This is a genomic window from Proteus sp. ZN5, assembly GCF_011046025.1.
In the GTDB taxonomy this organism is placed as follows: domain Bacteria; phylum Pseudomonadota; class Gammaproteobacteria; order Enterobacterales; family Enterobacteriaceae; genus Proteus.
Genome location: NZ_CP047639.1, coordinates 3,371,798 through 3,388,851 on the forward strand (window position 1 = coordinate 3,371,798; position 17,054 = coordinate 3,388,851).

The following is a 17,054-nucleotide window of genomic DNA, read 5'->3' on the forward strand; positions in this document are numbered from 1 at the left end:
TCATGAGAGTATTGCTTCCTTTTCTTGCACTCTATCGCCGTCACTGGTTTATGTTATTGCTGGGGATTATTCTTGCTATTCTGACTTTACTGGCGAGTATTGGTCTTTTAACACTATCAGGCTGGTTTTTAGCGGGTACATCTCTTGCGGGTTTTGCTGGTATTTATAGCTTTAACTATATGCTACCTGCAGCCGGCGTTCGAGGTGCGGCAATTTTTCGTACTGCGGGTCGTTATTTTGAAAGACTTGTCAGTCATGACGCCACGTTTCGTGTATTGTCGCACTTACGTGTATTCACCTTTAAAAAAATCCTCCCTCTTTCACCAGGTGGAATAGCTCGTTTTCGTCAAGGTGAGTTGCTTAACCGATTAGTTGCTGATGTTGAAACACTAGATCACCTCTATATTCGCGTTATTTCCCCTATCATTGCCGCTTTTGTTGTCATTATGACAATTATGTTTGGCCTTGGTTTAATTGATGCGCGTTTAGCTAATACGCTAGGTGGCATTATGCTTACCTTGCTGATTGTTTTACCTTTCGTATTCTATTATGCAGGTAAACCTATTGGCCGTGATCTTACTGATTTACGAGGTCAATACCGCACAGTATTAACCAGTATGCTGCAAGGACAAGCCGAGCTAACGGTTTTTGGTGCATTACCTCGGTTTAGACAAAATTTAGCGCAACTTGAAGCTAAATGGCTACGCAGACAAGCACAACAAGCAAACTTAACTGGCTTATCGCAATCATTGATGATCCTCGCATCAGGGCTAACAGCAACATTAATTTTGTGGCTAGCAGCCGATGGTATCGACAATAGCTTTATGCCTGAAGCGTTAATTGCCTTATTTACATTTTGTGCATTGGCGGCCTTTGAGGCTTTAGCCCCTGTTACTGTCGCTTTCCAACATTTAGGACAAGTAATGACATCAGCAACACGTATTTCTCATTTAATTGAGCAAAAACCTGATGTCACGTTTCCTGAAAAAGGGGGAGAAACAAACAATAGCGCCACACTTACAATGCACAATATTTGCTTTACTTACCCAAACCAACCAATGCAAGTCATCAATCACGTAGATTTAACGATTAAAGCAGGACAACACATTGCCCTATTAGGGAAAACTGGTTGTGGTAAATCGACACTATTGCAGCTGATCAATCGCGCTTTTAATCCAACTCACGGCACTATCAGCTTAAATAATTTACCTATTGCTGATTATGATGAAGCGACATTACGTTCAATGATGTCCGTTGTTCCTCAACGCGTTCATGTCTTTAGCCATACATTAAGAGAAAATTTATTGATGGCAAAAGAACAGGCAACAGATGAAGAGCTTAAACATGTTCTTCAGCAAGTTGGTCTTGGGCAACTACTTGAGAATGATGAAGGCTTAAATGCATGGATGGGCGATGGTGGTAGACAGCTCTCTGGTGGCGAGCAACGACGTTTAGGACTTGCAAGGGCCCTACTCCACAATGCACCTCTTGTATTGCTTGATGAGCCAACAGAAGGCCTTGATGCCGATACAGAACAACAGATCCTTGCACTCTTGCATCAGCATTGCCAAGGTAAAGCTGTATTAATGATCACTCACAGACTTCACGGTTTAGATAAAATGGATAAAATCTGCGTTATGGATGGCGGAAAAATCGTTGAAACAGGCACTCATGCTTCGTTGTTACAACAACAGGGGCATTATGCTAAATTTCATCAAAGACAGGCTCTATTAACACCAACTCACGAGGCATAATATGCCGTTGTTTCAATTAGATGATTGTGATTTGGATTTTCCAGAGCCCCATTTAGCTTTAAAAGAGCCCAACGGCTTATTAGCGATAGGGGGAGAAATCTCCCTTTCGCGATTACGTGTTGCGTATCAATCGGGTATTTTTCCTTGGTACTTCCCTAATGAAGAACCATTATGGTGGTCTCCCGATCCAAGAGCCGTTTTACCTGCTGGTGATTTGCATATTGGGCGTAGTTTACGTAAATTTATTCGTCATCAGCCTTATAAAATTACACTTAATCATGCCTTTGCTTCGGTGATTGAAGCGTGTTCTGTACGTGAAGAAGGAACATGGATAGGCCCTGATATAAAAGCAGGTTATGAATCTCTCCATCAACAAGGTGAGGCTCACTCTGTTGAGGTTTGGGAAGGTGATGAACTCGTTGGAGGGTTATATGGAGTAAATATGGGAGCTGTTTTCTGTGGCGAATCTATGTTTAGCCGTAGAGATAACGCCTCTAAATGTGCCTTTATTGCTTTTTATAACCATTTTCTTCGTTATGGGGGTCAACTATTTGATTGTCAGGTGCTAAACTCTCATACTGCCTCGTTAGGCGCCTCTGAGATTTCACGTGAACATTATTTAGTTGAGTTATCTCGTTGGAAAAAAGTGATTATTGATAAAAAGTGTTGGTATCAGCAATCGTTGGAATTATAATCACTGCTTGTTTTTGTAAAGCCCTTCTTATTTAAGACAGAACTAAGAATGTCATTCTGTTATTTATGCAAAAAGGTTTATACAAAAATTTTATCTTACACACCCATTATGTGGTTAGGGTGCTGTTATTTTATTGCTACAAATACCACAAAATAAAGAATTACGACTTCTGTTATTACTTTTACTTTAGCAAAGTAAAACGCGAGTTGCGGTAAGGATGTTAAGTGCAATAGCAAGGTGAACACCATTGCTATCCAATAACATTCCTTTACATAGGACAATATTTTCGGCATTATCTTGCCGTTTAAAAAATATGGTTATTAAAACTTAGAGGATTAGATGGCCAAAGAAGACAACATTGAAATGCAAGGCACTGTACTGGATACTCTGCCAAACACGATGTTCCGCGTAGAATTAGAAAACGGACACGTCGTTACCGCTCATATCTCAGGAAAAATGCGTAAAAACTATATTCGTATCCTGACAGGCGACAAGGTTACCGTTGAGCTGACCCCATATGACCTGAGCAAAGGCCGTATCATCTTCCGTAGCCGTTGATCCCAATCTGTTCTCTCCCGTTATGGTCATATAACGGGTGAAAAAAAACACCACAGGCAAGGCATTTATTGATGCTCACCTGTGGTGTATGCTTTTATAGCTTAGTGAAAATTAACCGCTATCCTTAGATAACGGTATCTTCATTCTTGGCCAGTTTTTCTTGGCTAACAAACTCATAATTTAATTTGCCTGCCAGTTTATCTAGTGTCACAGAAACCGAACCACCATTGACAAGAGAACCAAATAAAATTTCGTTAGCTAATGGTTTTTTCAAGTTTTCTTGAATGACACGCGCCATTGGTCTTGCACCCATCGCTTTGTCATAGCCTTTATCACACAACCATTGGCGTGCTTCTTGGCTCACTTCTAGCGATACCCCTTTATCATCTAACTGCACTTGTAGTTCGACAATAAATTTATCCACGACCATAGAGATAATTTCTGGTGATAATGCATTAAACCAAATAATACTATCTAAACGGTTACGGAACTCAGGTGAGAAAGCTTTTTTGATTTCAACCATCGCATCAGTACTGTTATCTTGCTCTGTAAATCCAATCGATTTACGTTGCGTTTCACGCACACCCGCATTGGTTGTCATCACTAAAATAACATTACGGAAATCAGCTTTACGACCGTTGTTATCCGTTAATGTACCGTTATCCATTACCTGTAACAGGATATTGAACACATCAGGATGTGCTTTCTCAATTTCATCAAGTAGCACTACGGAATATGGATTTTTAATGACAGCGTCTGTTAATAATCCACCTTGATCAAAACCAACATAACCCGGAGGAGCACCAATCAGACGGCTGACCGTATGTCTTTCCATATATTCAGACATATCAAAGCGTAGCAACTTCACATTCAACGCTTTCGCTAGTTGTACAGTGACTTCCGTTTTACCTACCCCAGTAGGACCCGCAAATAAGAACGAACCCACAGGTTTGTTATCTTGGCTTAACCCTGCACGACTCATCTTAATCGCTTCAGATAAGGCATGAATTGCTTGATCCTGACCGAATACCAACATTTTTAATTGGTTATCGAGATTTTTCAGTATTGATTTATCACTGCTAGAAACCGTTTTTTCAGGAATACGTGCAATTTTAGCCACGACTGATTCAATATCTGAGACATTAATAGTTTTTTTACGTTTGCTTGGTGCAACTAAACGTGTTTTTGCACCTGCTTCATCAATAACATCAATAGCTTTATCAGGTAGATGTCTATCTGTGATGTATTTAACCGATAAGTCCACAGCTGCCTGAATGGCTTTATTGGTATAACGTACATCATGGTGCGCTTCATATTTCTGGCGTAATCCTTTGATGATCAAAACCGTCTCATCTGGGGATGGTTCAGTCACATCAATTTTTTGGAAGCGACGCGCAAGCGCTCTGTCTTTTTCAAAGATATTGCTAAATTCTTGATAAGTCGTAGAGCCTATAACGCGAATTCGACCACCTGATAACAAGGGTTTAATTAAGTTTGCCGCATCAACTTGTCCACCCGATGCTGCTCCTGCACCAATAATGGTGTGGATCTCATCAATAAATAAGATGCTTTTTTCATCTTTTTCGAGGGTTTTCAATAATGCTTTAAAACGTTTTTCGAAATCACCACGGTATTTAGTTCCCGCTAAGAGCGAACCAATATCGAGTGAGTAAATAGTGTAGCCCTTCATCACATCAGGAACGTCATCTTGCTCAATACGCCATGCAAGCCCTTCTGCGATAGCTGTTTTACCGACACCTGATTCACCCACTAATAATGGATTGTTTTTACGACGACGGCATAACACTTGGATTGTTCTTTCTAATTCAGCTTGACGTCCAATGAGGGGATCTATTTTACCTTGGCGCGCTAACTGATTAAGGTTAGTGGTAAAATTATCCATATGATCGTCGCCTTGCGGCATCTCTTGTTGAGATTGTGCGTTCATATCATTCATGTCAGAAAGATCTTCGTTTTGTTGATCTTCTTTCGAAATGCCATGAGAAATAAAGTTAACGACATCAAGGCGGCTAACGTCGTGTTTACGTAATAAGTAAGCTGCGTGAGATTCTTGTTCACTAAAAATAGCCACCAGCACATTAGCGCCAGAGACTTCATTTTTGCCTGATGATTGAACGTGAAAAACAGCGCGCTGTAATACACGCTGAAAACTCAGCGTTGGCTGTGTTTCTCTGTCCACATTTTCAGGCAAAATTGGGGTTGTTTTACGAATAAAGACTTCAAGTTCTTCGCGTAAGACTGCCAGATCGACTTTACAAGCTTCCAATGCTTCGCGTGCCGATTTATTACTTAATAGCGCCAACAACAGGTGCTCTACAGTCATAAATTCGTGTCTGTTATCACGGGCTTTCGCGAATGCAACATTAAGACTCAGCTCTAATTCGTGATTAAGCATAAGCACCTCCTCCTTAAAAGACTAACCGGATCATGCCTGTTCAAGAGTACACAAAAGTGGGTATTCGTTTTCTCTCGCATACAGATTAACTTGAGCCACTTTTGTTTCAGCAATATCCGCACTATAAACCCCACAAACTCCTTTTCCTTTATGATGAACGTCCAACATAATTTGCGTTGCTTTTTCCTCGCTAAGGAAAAAATACATCGTAAGCACTTCTACAACAAAATCCATGGGGGTGTAATCATCATTATTCAAGATCACCTTATACATTGCTGGTGGCTCATTTTTCTGATGAACATCTTCCCTTAACGTGGTTTCTGTTAAAAAATCAAACTGACCCATTGTTTTGCATTACTCATAGTTTTGTTAAACGTCACTTTCAATTATGACATTTAGTTTACCATCTCACAGGAAAGTCTGCCTATCAACGCTTTTTTATTCCTTCTTTTTACATTCAAAAAATTACAAAGCGTTAGCTACATCAAAATTTCACCTACTCGAAACACTTTCTATCCCCTTCACCTCTTGACGATTGAAACAATAAAATAGAGTATGTTTTATGAACAGCTCAGTAAATATACTGAAAGTGATGTTAAACAAATAAATACAAGTATATGAGAGAAGCTAAGTATGGAGACAGGTACAGTAAAGTGGTTCAATAATGCTAAGGGCTTTGGTTTTATTACCCCAGCAAAAGGTGGCGATGATATTTTTGCCCACTATTCAACAATCAGAATGGAAGGTTACCGCACACTTAAAGCGGGGCAGAAAGTTAATTATAGCACGATAAAAGGGCCTAAAGGTGATCACGCTGACCTTATCATTCCTATTATTGAATAGACGATAATTTACAGTATAGATAACCCCGACAAAAATACCTTTTACTCTCAATAGTTGGGTATTTTTAGTTAAATAGAATGCCTAATTCATTCAAATAAAAGCCCTTTATATTTTAAGGGCTTTTATCTTATAGTTTAGATTATTCTCTCGCTAGGGCATCTATTGGATTCATTTTTGCCGCACTTCTTGCTGGTAAAAATCCAAAAATAACCCCAATAGCCGTTGAACAGATAAAAGCACTCACTAATGCAATAGGCTGGAATACAAAATGCCAATCAGGCAACATAACACTTGCCACCATAGCAATACCAAATGAAAGACCAATTCCTAGTAATCCGCCGACTAAACAAACTAATACTGACTCTATAAGGAATTGTTGCATCACATCACTTGCTCTGGCACCAACCGCCATTCTAATACCAATTTCTCGCGTTCTTTCTGTTACTGAAACCAGCATAATATTCATTACACCAATCCCACCTACCACTAATGAAATAACGGCCACTAAAGTGAGAAATAGTTGCATTGTTTGAGTAGTACTTTCGGCAGCCTTAATAAAACTATCAAGGTTATAAGTAAAAATATCTTTTTTACCGTGTCGAATCGTTAATAAACGAATAATTTGTTGTTCTGCAACACTGGCGTCATAACCTTCCGTTGCTCTTACTGTAATGCTATCAAGATAGCTTCGATTTAAAATGCGGCTATTTAGTGTACTGTAAGGTACCCATGCTTTGAGTGATTGACCATTACCAAAAGCCGATTTTTTCTCAGCAATAACGCCAACAATCGTAGAGGGAATATTGCGAATAATGATTTGTTCACCAATAACCTCTTTTTTGGTAGGAAAGAAACGCTGACGTGTATTTTCATCAATAACAACAACTTGAGCTTGGCGTTGGATCATATCAGGTGTAAATGAGCGACCTTGCGAAAATTTCATCGCATACACAATGAAATAGTCGTCACTAACTCCCGCAACAGATGCTGGTGAATCTTGGTTTCCACGGCGTAATCGCGTACTAAACTGGATTTGTGGAGTAACGGCTTGTACATAAGATTGCTGTTTCAAAGCGAAGACATCTTGCAGCGTTAATGCTTGCCTATCTTCTGGTGAATCACTCCCAAAATCTTTCCCGGGATAGATATCAATAGTATTAGAGCCAATCGCTTTTATATCTGCCAGCACCATACTTTTAGCTGCATCACCAATTACAATAATCGTGACGACAGAGGCAATGCCAATAATAATGCCAAGCATCGTTAGCAGAGTACGTACTTTGTTCACCACCATTGCTCGCCAAGCCATATCTAATGCTTGTGTAAAACGTCCGAATATTTGCCCAAAATAAGAAGACGCTAAAACGGTGTTTGCCTCTTTTTTAACTTTATTTGCCGTTATCTGATGGTAATTATCATTAATAATTTTACCGTCTTTTATCTCTATAATTCGTTCAGCCTGTGCCGCAATTAAAGGATCATGGGTTACGATAATCACCGTATGCCCTTGCTCATTGAGTTGCTTAAGAATAGACATAACTTCTTTGCCAGAATGGCTATCCAATGCGCCTGTTGGCTCATCAGCAAGAATGACTTCACCGCCATTCATTAATGCTCTAGCGATACTTACGCGCTGTTGCTGACCACCCGAGAGTTGATTCGGACGATAATCAACACGATCACCTAATCCTAAGCGCGTTAATAATTCACGAGCTCTTTCTTTTCTTTGGGTAGCATTTTTATCTGCATAAATTGCAGGAATTTCGACATTCTGCTCTGCACTTAAATGTGACATTAAATGGTAGCGCTGGAAGATAAAACCAAAATGCTCACGACGTAATGCAGCAAGTTGGTCGCCCTCCATTTTTGCAACACTTTGACCAGCGACTTTATATTCACCACTACTTGGTTTATCTAAGCAGCCTAAAATATTCATTAACGTTGATTTACCAGAGCCAGAAGCGCCAATAATCGCCACCATTTCCCCTGCATTAATCGTTAATGAGACTTTATTGAGAACAACGGTTTCTTCTTCACCATTGGTATATAAACGGCTAACCTCATTGAGCTCTAATAATGCAGGCATCATGCATCTCCTGAAGTTTCACCCAGAATAACCTCATCATTTTCTTTTAATCCACTGAGAACTTCTGCATAAACATCAGTACGCATGCCTATTTTTACTATGCGTTTTTCTGGCTGACCATTAACCAATACATCAACATAATATTCATTAATTCCTGCATCATCCCCTAATACAGAAAGCGGAACGAGAAGCACATCTTTCTTATTTTCGATAAGAATTTTAACTTGCGCTGTCATTTGTAAGCGTAATAAATGCTGTTCATTAGGTACTTCAAAACGGGCATAGTAAAAAATAGCATCATTAATTTTTTCAGGCGTTGGCAGAATATCTTTTAACTTGCCACTAAAGGCTTTATCAGGCGCGCCTAGCACTGTAAAAGAAGCACTAAGCTCAGGTTTTAAATAAATGACATCAGCTTCTGATACTTCGGCTTTTACCAACATCGTGTTTAAATCAGCTAATGTTAAAATAGTCGGCGCTTCTTGCGCGGCAATGACAGTTTGGCCTTCTAGGGTTTTAATAAAAGTGACAACCCCATCCATAGGCGCAGTTATCCGCGTATATTGCAGATTGGTTCTTGCCGTATCTAGCGTCGCTTGGTTCTTTTTAATTTGTGCTTGATAAGTGATGATGCGTGCTTTTTTTACTTCAACATCCGTTTTAGTGCGATCAAGTTCATCTTGTGCAATCGCATGGGTACCAATGAGCTTTAATTGGCGTTGATAAGTTAATTGAGCTAAACGCAATTCCGCCTGTGCTTGTTGAAGATTTGCTCTAAGCTCATTGTTGGTTTCTTGCGATTCAGTGACTTCGTTTTGCGCTTTCTTAGGATCAATAATCGCTAACAAATCTCCCTTTTTAACCGCATCACCTTCTTTCACAAACAAAGTTTGTAATTGGCCACTGACTTGCGCACCTACATCAACTTTACGCACAGCATCAAGCTTGCCCGTTGCGGTGACTTCTTTCGATAGTTCACCTCTCGTGATCTGCTGTGTTTGGTATATTGGAGCCTTCTCTTTTGGCAAAAAAAAGTACGTAGCAATTGCCACTACAATTAAAATAAGGGTGAGAACTTTCCCTCGCTTTTTTAAAGATAAAAAAGCCATAAAATTTCCTTCTTAAACATAAAGATGCAATAAATCATACAAAGCATTAGCTATGAGGTTTTATTCTCATAGCTAAATAAAACAAGTGTAAGTCTCATGAATTTATCTTGCTTATATAAGTGTTGCGAATTAATTCGCTTTGCCTCTTGCAAGCCATGCCACACGAGAAAACATACTTTTCAGTATGGAAGGGATGGAGTCTACTCCACGTTGAGCCGCATTGTTAGCCACCGTTAGTGCGAGATCAGGCTTGGATGAACGTTGAATAGCTTTAATGATCACGCGTCGAGTTGGCCATTTTTCATTATCTGGCACACCTGCAACATCATGATATACATTACGAAAGCCTTCCTTGTATAAAAAATGTTCCATATCTAATGCAGGAAGTTTCGTTAATCTATCACGCTCTGCGTCATTGCTTTTTAACGCAAAATCCTTAACGGTAGCGGCATATTTCTTACCTGCTTCATCACCATCCACTAAGGTATGCCATTCTATGCCCATATAGGTTGCGTACTTTAATAATGGCTTAAGTCCACATTGAGCAAACTCAATGACTTTTATTCCTTCCGCTTCAAAGAAATAATTACATTGCCTTGCCAATTCGTTCATTAACCAAATCTCTGTTTCACCTTCAACCAATAACCAACAACGTGCAAATAACGCAGAAGGTCGGTTATAACGAATATGAAAAGAGATACGTCGCTCTTCATCAGAATGCAGTTGCTGATCCCCTACGCGATAAGCGGCAACTTTATCGGTATCACGCACTAAACGGCAAACGCTCTCTAATGGAGCGAGTGACAGCAACTCACCTGAGTTTGTGGTTGTGATCCGTTGTAATGAGAAAAGATTGAGTAATCCCCAAGCCACCGAAAGCATAATAGGATGCAAACGCGTTTCTGGGTTTTCAACAATCACGATAGGCCTTGCATAAGGATCAAGCGCGACACTACCACGAGACTGCAAGATAGAAGAAAACATTCCCAAGATAATTAATCGAATACTTCTCTGATTGGGTTTTGCCAACACTTTATTGATATTTTCTAAAGCGTGCCAGCCACGTACATGAGGTTCATTGACTTTGTGACGACGGGAGCGAGATTTAAACAGCAATGAACCATGATCTGCAAAATAGTGCCCTAGCAGCTGTTGCATTGCATCAAGACCTTCACGTAAATCATCATCTGACAACTCGTCAGGATTTTTGACTAACGCTTTGGTTAACTCGCTCATTTTATTATTAAACGCTTCTCGATGAGGATTATTATGAGAATCAATAACGTCGGAGGCAAGATCACGCACAAAACGCGCATCTTGTAAGCGAAGTACAGGATAAAGCCTAACAATCTCTGCAATAATTTCTTGAGTTTGTCCATTAGGTAAGCGAATTTGCTTTCCTTCTTTATCAAGAAAATAGCGAAATGTTTTTACATTCTTCTGCTCATCTAATTCAGCACTGATCCGATAATAGATATGTTTAAGATCATCACCATTTTCGACCCACACAGGTGCTATTTTATGAAAACGGTAAGATCGATGACGTCCGGGGCGAGATTCGGTAAACGTTAAAATAATTTGTAGGCTTTTTTTGCCATTTTCTTCTGGCTCATTCGGCAAACGATGGAAATCATCAGGTGTAAATGCATATTGATAGGTTTCAATACCCAAACTGAGTGTTAACGCATCAAGTAATGAGCTTTTACCCCACGCATTTTCCCCCACTAAGACTGTATTCATATCAAGAGGTAATGAAAGACGATTAAGTCCACGGAATCCAACTATTTCCACTCTTTCTAAATACATAAATTCCCTCGTTAGTTACGACTAAGCTATGGTTTTATTTTATTCTTCCTATCTTCATTTTATGCTTAATCAGCTAATAATTTCACTTAATGGATATTTTCATTAAATCACAGTTCAAGATAGCCGTAATAAAATTTACTCAACTATTCGATATATACCCATTTTGTTCGCTTTTCAATCAATTAAAGCCTCTTACACCTAAACGTGGTAGGCTCATTATCTTTAATAAATATTTTAGACTTATCTTAATTTCTGTATCCACAACATCATAAGTAAATGTTATAATCTCATTCACGTTATTAGTTTATTTTATAATTTGAGCACACTCAGTAAGGAATAGAAATGCTATCAGGGTTATTGATTATCCTACTTCCGCTTTTTGTAGGGTATTTGATTAAGTTAAACAATCGCCCATTACTTCATTTGGCAAACCGCCTACTTAGCGCGATGGTTTACGTTATCCTATTTCTAATGGGCGTAAGTTTAGCCATGCTAGATAATATTGGTGAAAACTTAGTCTCAATTCTTTCTTATGCCAGTGTTTTCTTTTTATGTACCTTTGGCGCCAATTTACTATTTTTATGGCTACTGGATAAAAAAGATCCTTGGCATGTCCCTGCCCATAAGCAATCCAAGCCTCCTTCTCGCATAAAAATGGTACTTGAATCACTGCAGTTATGCGGTGTCGTTGTTGTAGGTTTCTTTGTCGGTTTAACAGGCTGGTCAATTTTTCATTATGCCTCTCATGCTAGCCAAGGCGCGCTTATCTTCTTACTTTGGTTGGTCGGTTTACAATTACGCAATAGCGGAATGAGCCCAAAGCAAATTCTTATCAACCGTCGTGGAACAACTGTTGCCGTCGTTATGGGTGTTAGCGCACTTGCTGGGGGAGCTTTAGCGGCTTACTTGCTAGGATTACCGATGAAAATGGGATTAGCCATCGCATCCGGTTATGGTTGGTACTCATTATCGGGTATTGTGCTTACCGATGCATTTGGCCCCGTTATTGGTAGTACTGCATTTTTCAATGACTTAATGCGTGAGTTAGCAGCAATTATGCTTATTCCTATTATTGTTAATCGTTATAGAAATACGGCATTAGGGATTTGTGGTTCAACATCTATGGACTTTACCTTGCCTGTTTTACAAAGAAGTGGCGGTGTATCCATCGTTCCCGCGGCTATTGTACATGGATTCGTTTTAAGTTTAATCACACCAATCTTGATGGCGTTCTTTACTTCATAGAAAAATCAGTAACAATAGAACGATAACGTTCTCTTTTTACTATGGATTAACAATGAATCAACAGCGTGTATTAGTACTTGGTGCAAGTGGACATATTGGTCAAAATCTTATTCCTGCTCTGATAAAACAAGGTCATCAGGTCACCGCAGGTGCCCGTAGAGTTGACTGGATGATGTCTCAAGGTTGGGAAAATACACGCTGTATCTTTGTCGATTTGCATGATCCAGAAACCTTAAACAAAGTAATGCATGATACTGATATTGTTTATTACCTTGTTCATAGCATGGGTGATGCACGTAATTTAGTTGAACAAGAGCGTAAAGCGGCAATTAACGTTGTAGAAGCGTTAGAAGGTACTGACGTTAAACAAATCATCTTTTTAAGTGCCTTACAGCATGAAGATCAACAATATTCACCTCATCTTATTGCCCGAAAACTTACGGGTGAAGTATTAAGAACCAGCACTGTTCCTGTGACTGAAATCCGCACCTCAATGATTGTAGGCCCCGGTTCTGCCGCCTTTGAGATTATGCGTGATATGGTTTATAACATTCCTATTCTTACACCACCGCGTTGGGTTCGTTCTAAATCCTCCCCTATTGCTCTCAAAAATTTAATTCACTATTTAACTGAAATTATTCATCACCCCACTCATCAACATCGTATTTTTGATGCTGGTGGCCCTGAATACATTAGTTATCAAACCCTTTTTGAGCGCTTTATTAAAATCTCAGGTAAAAAGCGAGTGCTGATCCCGCTACCTATGCCGGGTAGTCTTATTTCTGCGGGCTTTATCAGTATGATAACCTCTGTACCAACCTCAATTGCCAAAGAGCTTATTCAAGGGCTAAAATATGATCTCCCTGCCAACGATGAGCCATTACGTAAACTTATTCCTCAGACTCTCATTAAATTTGATGATGCGGTAAAAGAGACACTCGCAGATGAAGAAGCTGCTTTAGATAACCAAGACTGGGGTTACTCTCCAGCTGTTCGTAGTCGCTGGAAACCCGGTTATGGTTATTACCCTAAAAATGCAGGTTGTACAGTATCTACACCAGCAAGCGCAGCATCCCTTTGGCATACAGTGCAACAAATCGGCGGAGAGCAAGGCTATTTTTATGGCAATGCGCTATGGAAAACTCGTGCCATTATGGATGATATTGCTGGAAATAAAGTCACTTACGGGCGCCCTTCTAGAGAATCGTTAGAACTTGGCGATATAATTGATGGTTGGCGAGTAATCAAACTAGAGCCTGAAAAACAGCTCACATTATTATTTGGAATGAAAGCTCCCGGTTTAGGCAGACTCTCTTTCACGATCCACGACAGTGGCAATCTTCGCTCAATAGATGTTCGTGCTTGGTGGCACCCAGCAGGATTTAGTGGATTACTTTATTGGTTTGCCATGATGCCTGCGCACTTATTTATTTTCAAAGGTATGGCTAAAACTATAAGTACTAACGCTTATAAACTGGATAAAAATTCACCTGGCAGTGAAAAAAAATAGCTAAATTACCCATTTTTACGTAAAAAAACCACTTTATTATGCAGTTTTAGTTGCATAATTATTCTTACCGTTTTATTATTTGAACCAGTTAATGACTATTCAGAAAAAACGCATGAGTATTCAATTAAAAAACATAAATTGTTTCTACGGTTCGCACCAAGCACTCTATGATATTAATCTAGAATGCTCTGCCGGTGAAACAATGGTTCTATTAGGACCAAGTGGTGCAGGTAAGAGCTCACTAATGAGAGTTCTTAATTTATTAGAAATGCCACGTTCAGGTGAATTAGAAATTGCGGGTCTACATTTTGACTTTAGCCAACAGCCTAACGCAAAGGCAATTCGTTCATTACGCCAAAATGTGGGCATGGTATTTCAACAATACAATTTGTGGCCACATTTAACGGTTCTTGATAATTTAATTGAAGCACCTTGTCGTGTATTAGGTTTATCAAAGCCGCAAGCCAAAGAAAAAGCGATGAAATTGCTTGAACGTTTACGTTTGAGTGATTACGCAGGACGTTTTCCTCTGCATTTATCTGGAGGACAACAACAACGTGTTGCTATTGCAAGAGCATTAATGATGGAGCCTCAAGTTCTTTTATTTGATGAACCTACGGCAGCATTAGATCCTGAAATTACAGCTCAAGTTGTTGATATTATTAAAGAGCTATCTGAAACGGGTATTACACAAGTCATTGTGACCCATGAAGTTGAAATTGCACGCAAAGCCGCGAGCAAAGTTGTATATATGGAAAACGGCCGTATTATAGAGCAAGGTGATAACTATCATTTCGCTGCTCCACAAACGGAAGCTTTTGCTAATTACTTGTCACACTAAATCAGGATCAGACAATGAAAAAAATATTATTTGCAGCACTTCTGACCAGTATTACACTTTCTGCAACTGCGGCTGAGAAAGAGACAATTCGTTTTGCAACTGAAGCAACATATCCTCCATTTGAAATGATTGATGCAAATAATCAAATTGTGGGATTTGATGTTGATTTAGCAAATGCAATGTGTGCAAAAATTAATGCTGATTGTACCTTTACCAATCAGTCATTTGATAGTTTAATTCCTAGTCTGAAATTCCGTCGTTTTGAAGCATTAATGGCAGGTATTGATATTACGCCAGAGCGTCAAAAACAAGTTGATTTCACCGATTCTTACTATGATAACTCAGCTGTGTTTATCACAGTAACTGGTAAAATCTCTGATGTAGCGAGCTTAAAAGGCAAACAAATTGGTGTACAGAATGGAACAACCCATCAAAAATTCATCAATGAACAACACAAAGAGATGAAAACCGTTCCTTATGACAGTTATCAAAATGCGGTATTAGATCTTAAAAATGGTCGTATCGAAGCTATCTTTGGTGACACAGCAGTTGTTAATGAATGGCTGAAAAAGAATCCTGAATTAGGTATTGTAGGCGACAAAGTTGCAGATCCTAACTATTTTGGTACAGGCCTTGCGATCGCAGTAAGAAAAGGTAATGCTGATTTACAAGATAAATTAAACAAAGCATTAGCTGAAGTAAAAGCTGATGGCACCTATGATGTCATTTATAAAAAATGGTTTGAATAACAATAATAGCTTAATAAATGAATGAAATAACAACTCTAGCAGGTGCGGCCGTCACAACGGTCTCACTTGCTATTTCTGCTCTTATCATCGGATTAGTTCTAGCCATGCTGTTTACAGCTTGGGAATCCGCAAGATGGAAAGCCTTTGCTTTCTTAGGAACATGCTGGGTAACACTAATTAGAGGACTACCAGAAATGCTGGTGGTTCTTTTTGTCTATTATGGCACTCTACAAGGTGTCATGATGCTAATGGATGGAATTGATCTCGGTGCTTTCACCTTACAAGTTGATTTTGGTGATACTGAATCATTACCTTTCTATTGCGGTGTTATCGCCCTTTCACTTCTTTATGCTTCTTATGCTTCACAAACTTTACGTGGCGCATTAAAAGCAGTACCAACAGGACAATGGGAAGCCGGCCAAGCATTAGGTATGGGTCGTATTACTATTTTCTTCCGTTTTATCATGCCTCAAATGTGGCGTCACGCTTTACCAGGTTTAGGTAATCAGTGGTTAGTTCTATTAAAAGATACCGCTTTAGTCTCATTAATCAGTGTTAATGATTTAATGTTACAAACACAAAGTATCGCTAACCGAACTCAAGAACCTTTTACTTGGTATAGCATTGTTGCATTGATTTATTTGGCAATTACTTTGGTCAGTCAATATATCCTGAAATGGCTAGAAATGAGAACGACTCGATTTGAACGGAGTGCCTCATAATGTGGGATTATATTGTTGATATTTTACCGGGATTACCAACAAGCCTGTCTTTAACAGTCGTGGCTCTATTGGTTGCATTTACACTTTCGGTTTTAATGACTTTTGTTTTAGCACTAAAAACCCCCGTTATTAGCCAAATAGTCAAAGCCTATATTACTTTATTCACGGGTACGCCTTTATTAGTGCAGTTCTTCTTAATCTATTATGGTCCAGGGCAATTTCCTGTGTTGAAAAACTTCCCAACGATGTGGGAGTTATTATCAACGCCATGGTTCTGTGCGATGGTCACATTAGCATTAAATAGTGCAGCTTATTCAACCTTGCTTTTTTATGGTGCTGTAAGAGCTATTCCTTCTGGACAATGGCAATCTTGCCAAGCGTTAGGAATGTCACCAGTACAAACAGCAAGAGTGATATTACCTTACGCATTTAAACGTGCGCTTTCATCATATTCAAACGAAGTCGTTTTGATATTCAAAAGTACCTCACTTGCCAGTACTATCACCTTACTTGAATTAACAGGTTATAGCCGACAAGTCTTCGGTCAAAGCTATGATGTGATGGTTTTTGTTGCCGCAGGTATTATTTATCTGTGTATTAACGGAATACTGACACTCTTAATGCGATTAATAGAGAAGAAAGCCTTAGAGTTTGAGCATCGTAATTAAAAACAAGCAAACCAAACTGTCAATGTAAAAACACCCCAGCAATTTTTACTCCG

15 protein-coding genes are annotated in these 17,054 nt (G+C 39.3%); 10 read left to right on the plus strand and 5 right to left on the minus strand.

Going from position 1 to position 17,054, the window contains the following annotated elements:
- Positions 1–2: 2 nt before the first annotated feature.
- The 3 genes from cydC to infA all read left to right on the plus strand — a co-directional run bounded on the left by cydC (position 3) and on the right by infA (position 3,006).
- Positions 3–1,754 (plus strand): cysteine/glutathione ABC transporter ATP-binding protein/permease CydC, encoded by a 1,752-nt coding sequence (gene cydC, locus GTK47_RS15570; RefSeq protein ID WP_165124831.1) that lies wholly within the window; start codon positions 3–5, stop codon positions 1,752–1,754.
- Between the two features lies 1 nt (position 1,755).
- The gene (aat, locus tag GTK47_RS15575; protein ID WP_165124834.1) at positions 1,756–2,448 is read left to right on the plus strand and encodes a leucyl/phenylalanyl-tRNA--protein transferase; all 693 of its coding nucleotides are present in this window, start codon (positions 1,756–1,758) and stop codon (positions 2,446–2,448) included.
- 339 nt (positions 2,449–2,787) lie between these two features.
- The gene (gene infA / locus GTK47_RS15580) at positions 2,788–3,006 is read left to right on the plus strand and encodes a translation initiation factor IF-1 (RefSeq protein ID WP_004244560.1); all 219 of its coding nucleotides are present in this window, start codon (positions 2,788–2,790) and stop codon (positions 3,004–3,006) included.
- Positions 3,007–3,130: 124 nt separating this feature from the next.
- Here infA and clpA read toward each other — a convergent pair whose 3' ends face one another.
- Entirely contained in the window at positions 3,131–5,422 is a 2,292-nt protein-coding gene (gene clpA, locus GTK47_RS15585; protein WP_165124837.1) for an ATP-dependent Clp protease ATP-binding subunit ClpA, read from the minus strand.
- 30 nt (positions 5,423–5,452) lie between these two features.
- Positions 5,453–5,767, minus strand: coding sequence for an ATP-dependent Clp protease adapter ClpS (gene clpS, locus GTK47_RS15590; protein WP_075672467.1), 315 nt, complete (start codon positions 5,765–5,767; stop codon positions 5,453–5,455).
- Positions 5,768–6,055: 288 nt separating this feature from the next.
- On the opposite strand from clpS, the gene cspD reads away from it, so the two are divergent.
- Positions 6,056–6,265 (plus strand): cold shock domain-containing protein CspD, encoded by a 210-nt coding sequence (gene cspD, locus GTK47_RS15595; RefSeq protein ID WP_023581298.1) that lies wholly within the window; start codon positions 6,056–6,058, stop codon positions 6,263–6,265.
- Between the two features lie 139 nt (positions 6,266–6,404).
- Here the strand turns inward: cspD and macB are convergent, their stop codons facing one another.
- The 3 genes from macB to GTK47_RS15610 all read right to left on the minus strand — a co-directional run bounded on the left by macB (position 6,405) and on the right by GTK47_RS15610 (position 11,266).
- The gene (macB, locus tag GTK47_RS15600; RefSeq protein WP_165126690.1) at positions 6,405–8,351 is read right to left on the minus strand and encodes a macrolide ABC transporter ATP-binding protein/permease MacB; all 1,947 of its coding nucleotides are present in this window, start codon (positions 8,349–8,351) and stop codon (positions 6,405–6,407) included.
- Positions 8,351–9,460 carry a macrolide transporter subunit MacA gene (gene macA / locus GTK47_RS15605; protein WP_165124840.1) on the minus strand — a complete coding sequence of 370 codons (1,110 nt, stop codon included), beginning with the start codon at positions 9,458–9,460 and terminating at the stop codon, positions 8,351–8,353. The genes macB and macA overlap by 1 nt, the downstream gene beginning before the upstream one ends.
- Before the next feature lie 129 nt (positions 9,461–9,589).
- Entirely contained in the window at positions 9,590–11,266 is a 1,677-nt protein-coding gene (locus GTK47_RS15610; protein WP_165124843.1) for an ATP-dependent endonuclease, read from the minus strand.
- Between the two features lie 342 nt (positions 11,267–11,608).
- On the opposite strand from GTK47_RS15610, the gene GTK47_RS15615 reads away from it, so the two are divergent.
- From GTK47_RS15615 to artM, 6 genes are all read left to right on the plus strand, one after another.
- On the plus strand, positions 11,609–12,511 hold the full coding sequence (locus GTK47_RS15615; protein ID WP_075672475.1) for a lysine exporter LysO family protein: 903 nt from the start codon (positions 11,609–11,611) through the stop codon (positions 12,509–12,511).
- Between the two features lie 52 nt (positions 12,512–12,563).
- Positions 12,564–14,021: a DUF2867 domain-containing protein gene (locus GTK47_RS15620; protein ID WP_165124846.1), complete on the plus strand. Its 1,458-nt coding sequence runs from the start codon at positions 12,564–12,566 to the stop codon at positions 14,019–14,021.
- Positions 14,022–14,133: 112 nt separating this feature from the next.
- Positions 14,134–14,862 carry an arginine ABC transporter ATP-binding protein ArtP gene (gene artP, locus GTK47_RS15625; protein WP_165124849.1) on the plus strand — a complete coding sequence of 243 codons (729 nt, stop codon included), beginning with the start codon at positions 14,134–14,136 and terminating at the stop codon, positions 14,860–14,862.
- 14 nt (positions 14,863–14,876) lie between these two features.
- Positions 14,877–15,611, plus strand: coding sequence for an arginine ABC transporter substrate-binding protein (artJ, locus tag GTK47_RS15630; protein ID WP_023581291.1), 735 nt, complete (start codon positions 14,877–14,879; stop codon positions 15,609–15,611).
- Positions 15,612–15,628: 17 nt separating this feature from the next.
- Entirely contained in the window at positions 15,629–16,333 is a 705-nt protein-coding gene (gene artQ / locus GTK47_RS15635) for an arginine ABC transporter permease ArtQ (protein WP_088493316.1), read from the plus strand.
- Complete coding sequence (gene artM, locus GTK47_RS15640; protein WP_075672481.1) at positions 16,333–17,001, plus strand: arginine ABC transporter permease ArtM; 669 nt, start codon at positions 16,333–16,335, stop codon at positions 16,999–17,001. Before artQ ends, artM begins: the two co-directional genes overlap by 1 nt.
- Positions 17,002–17,054 lie beyond the last annotated feature (53 nt).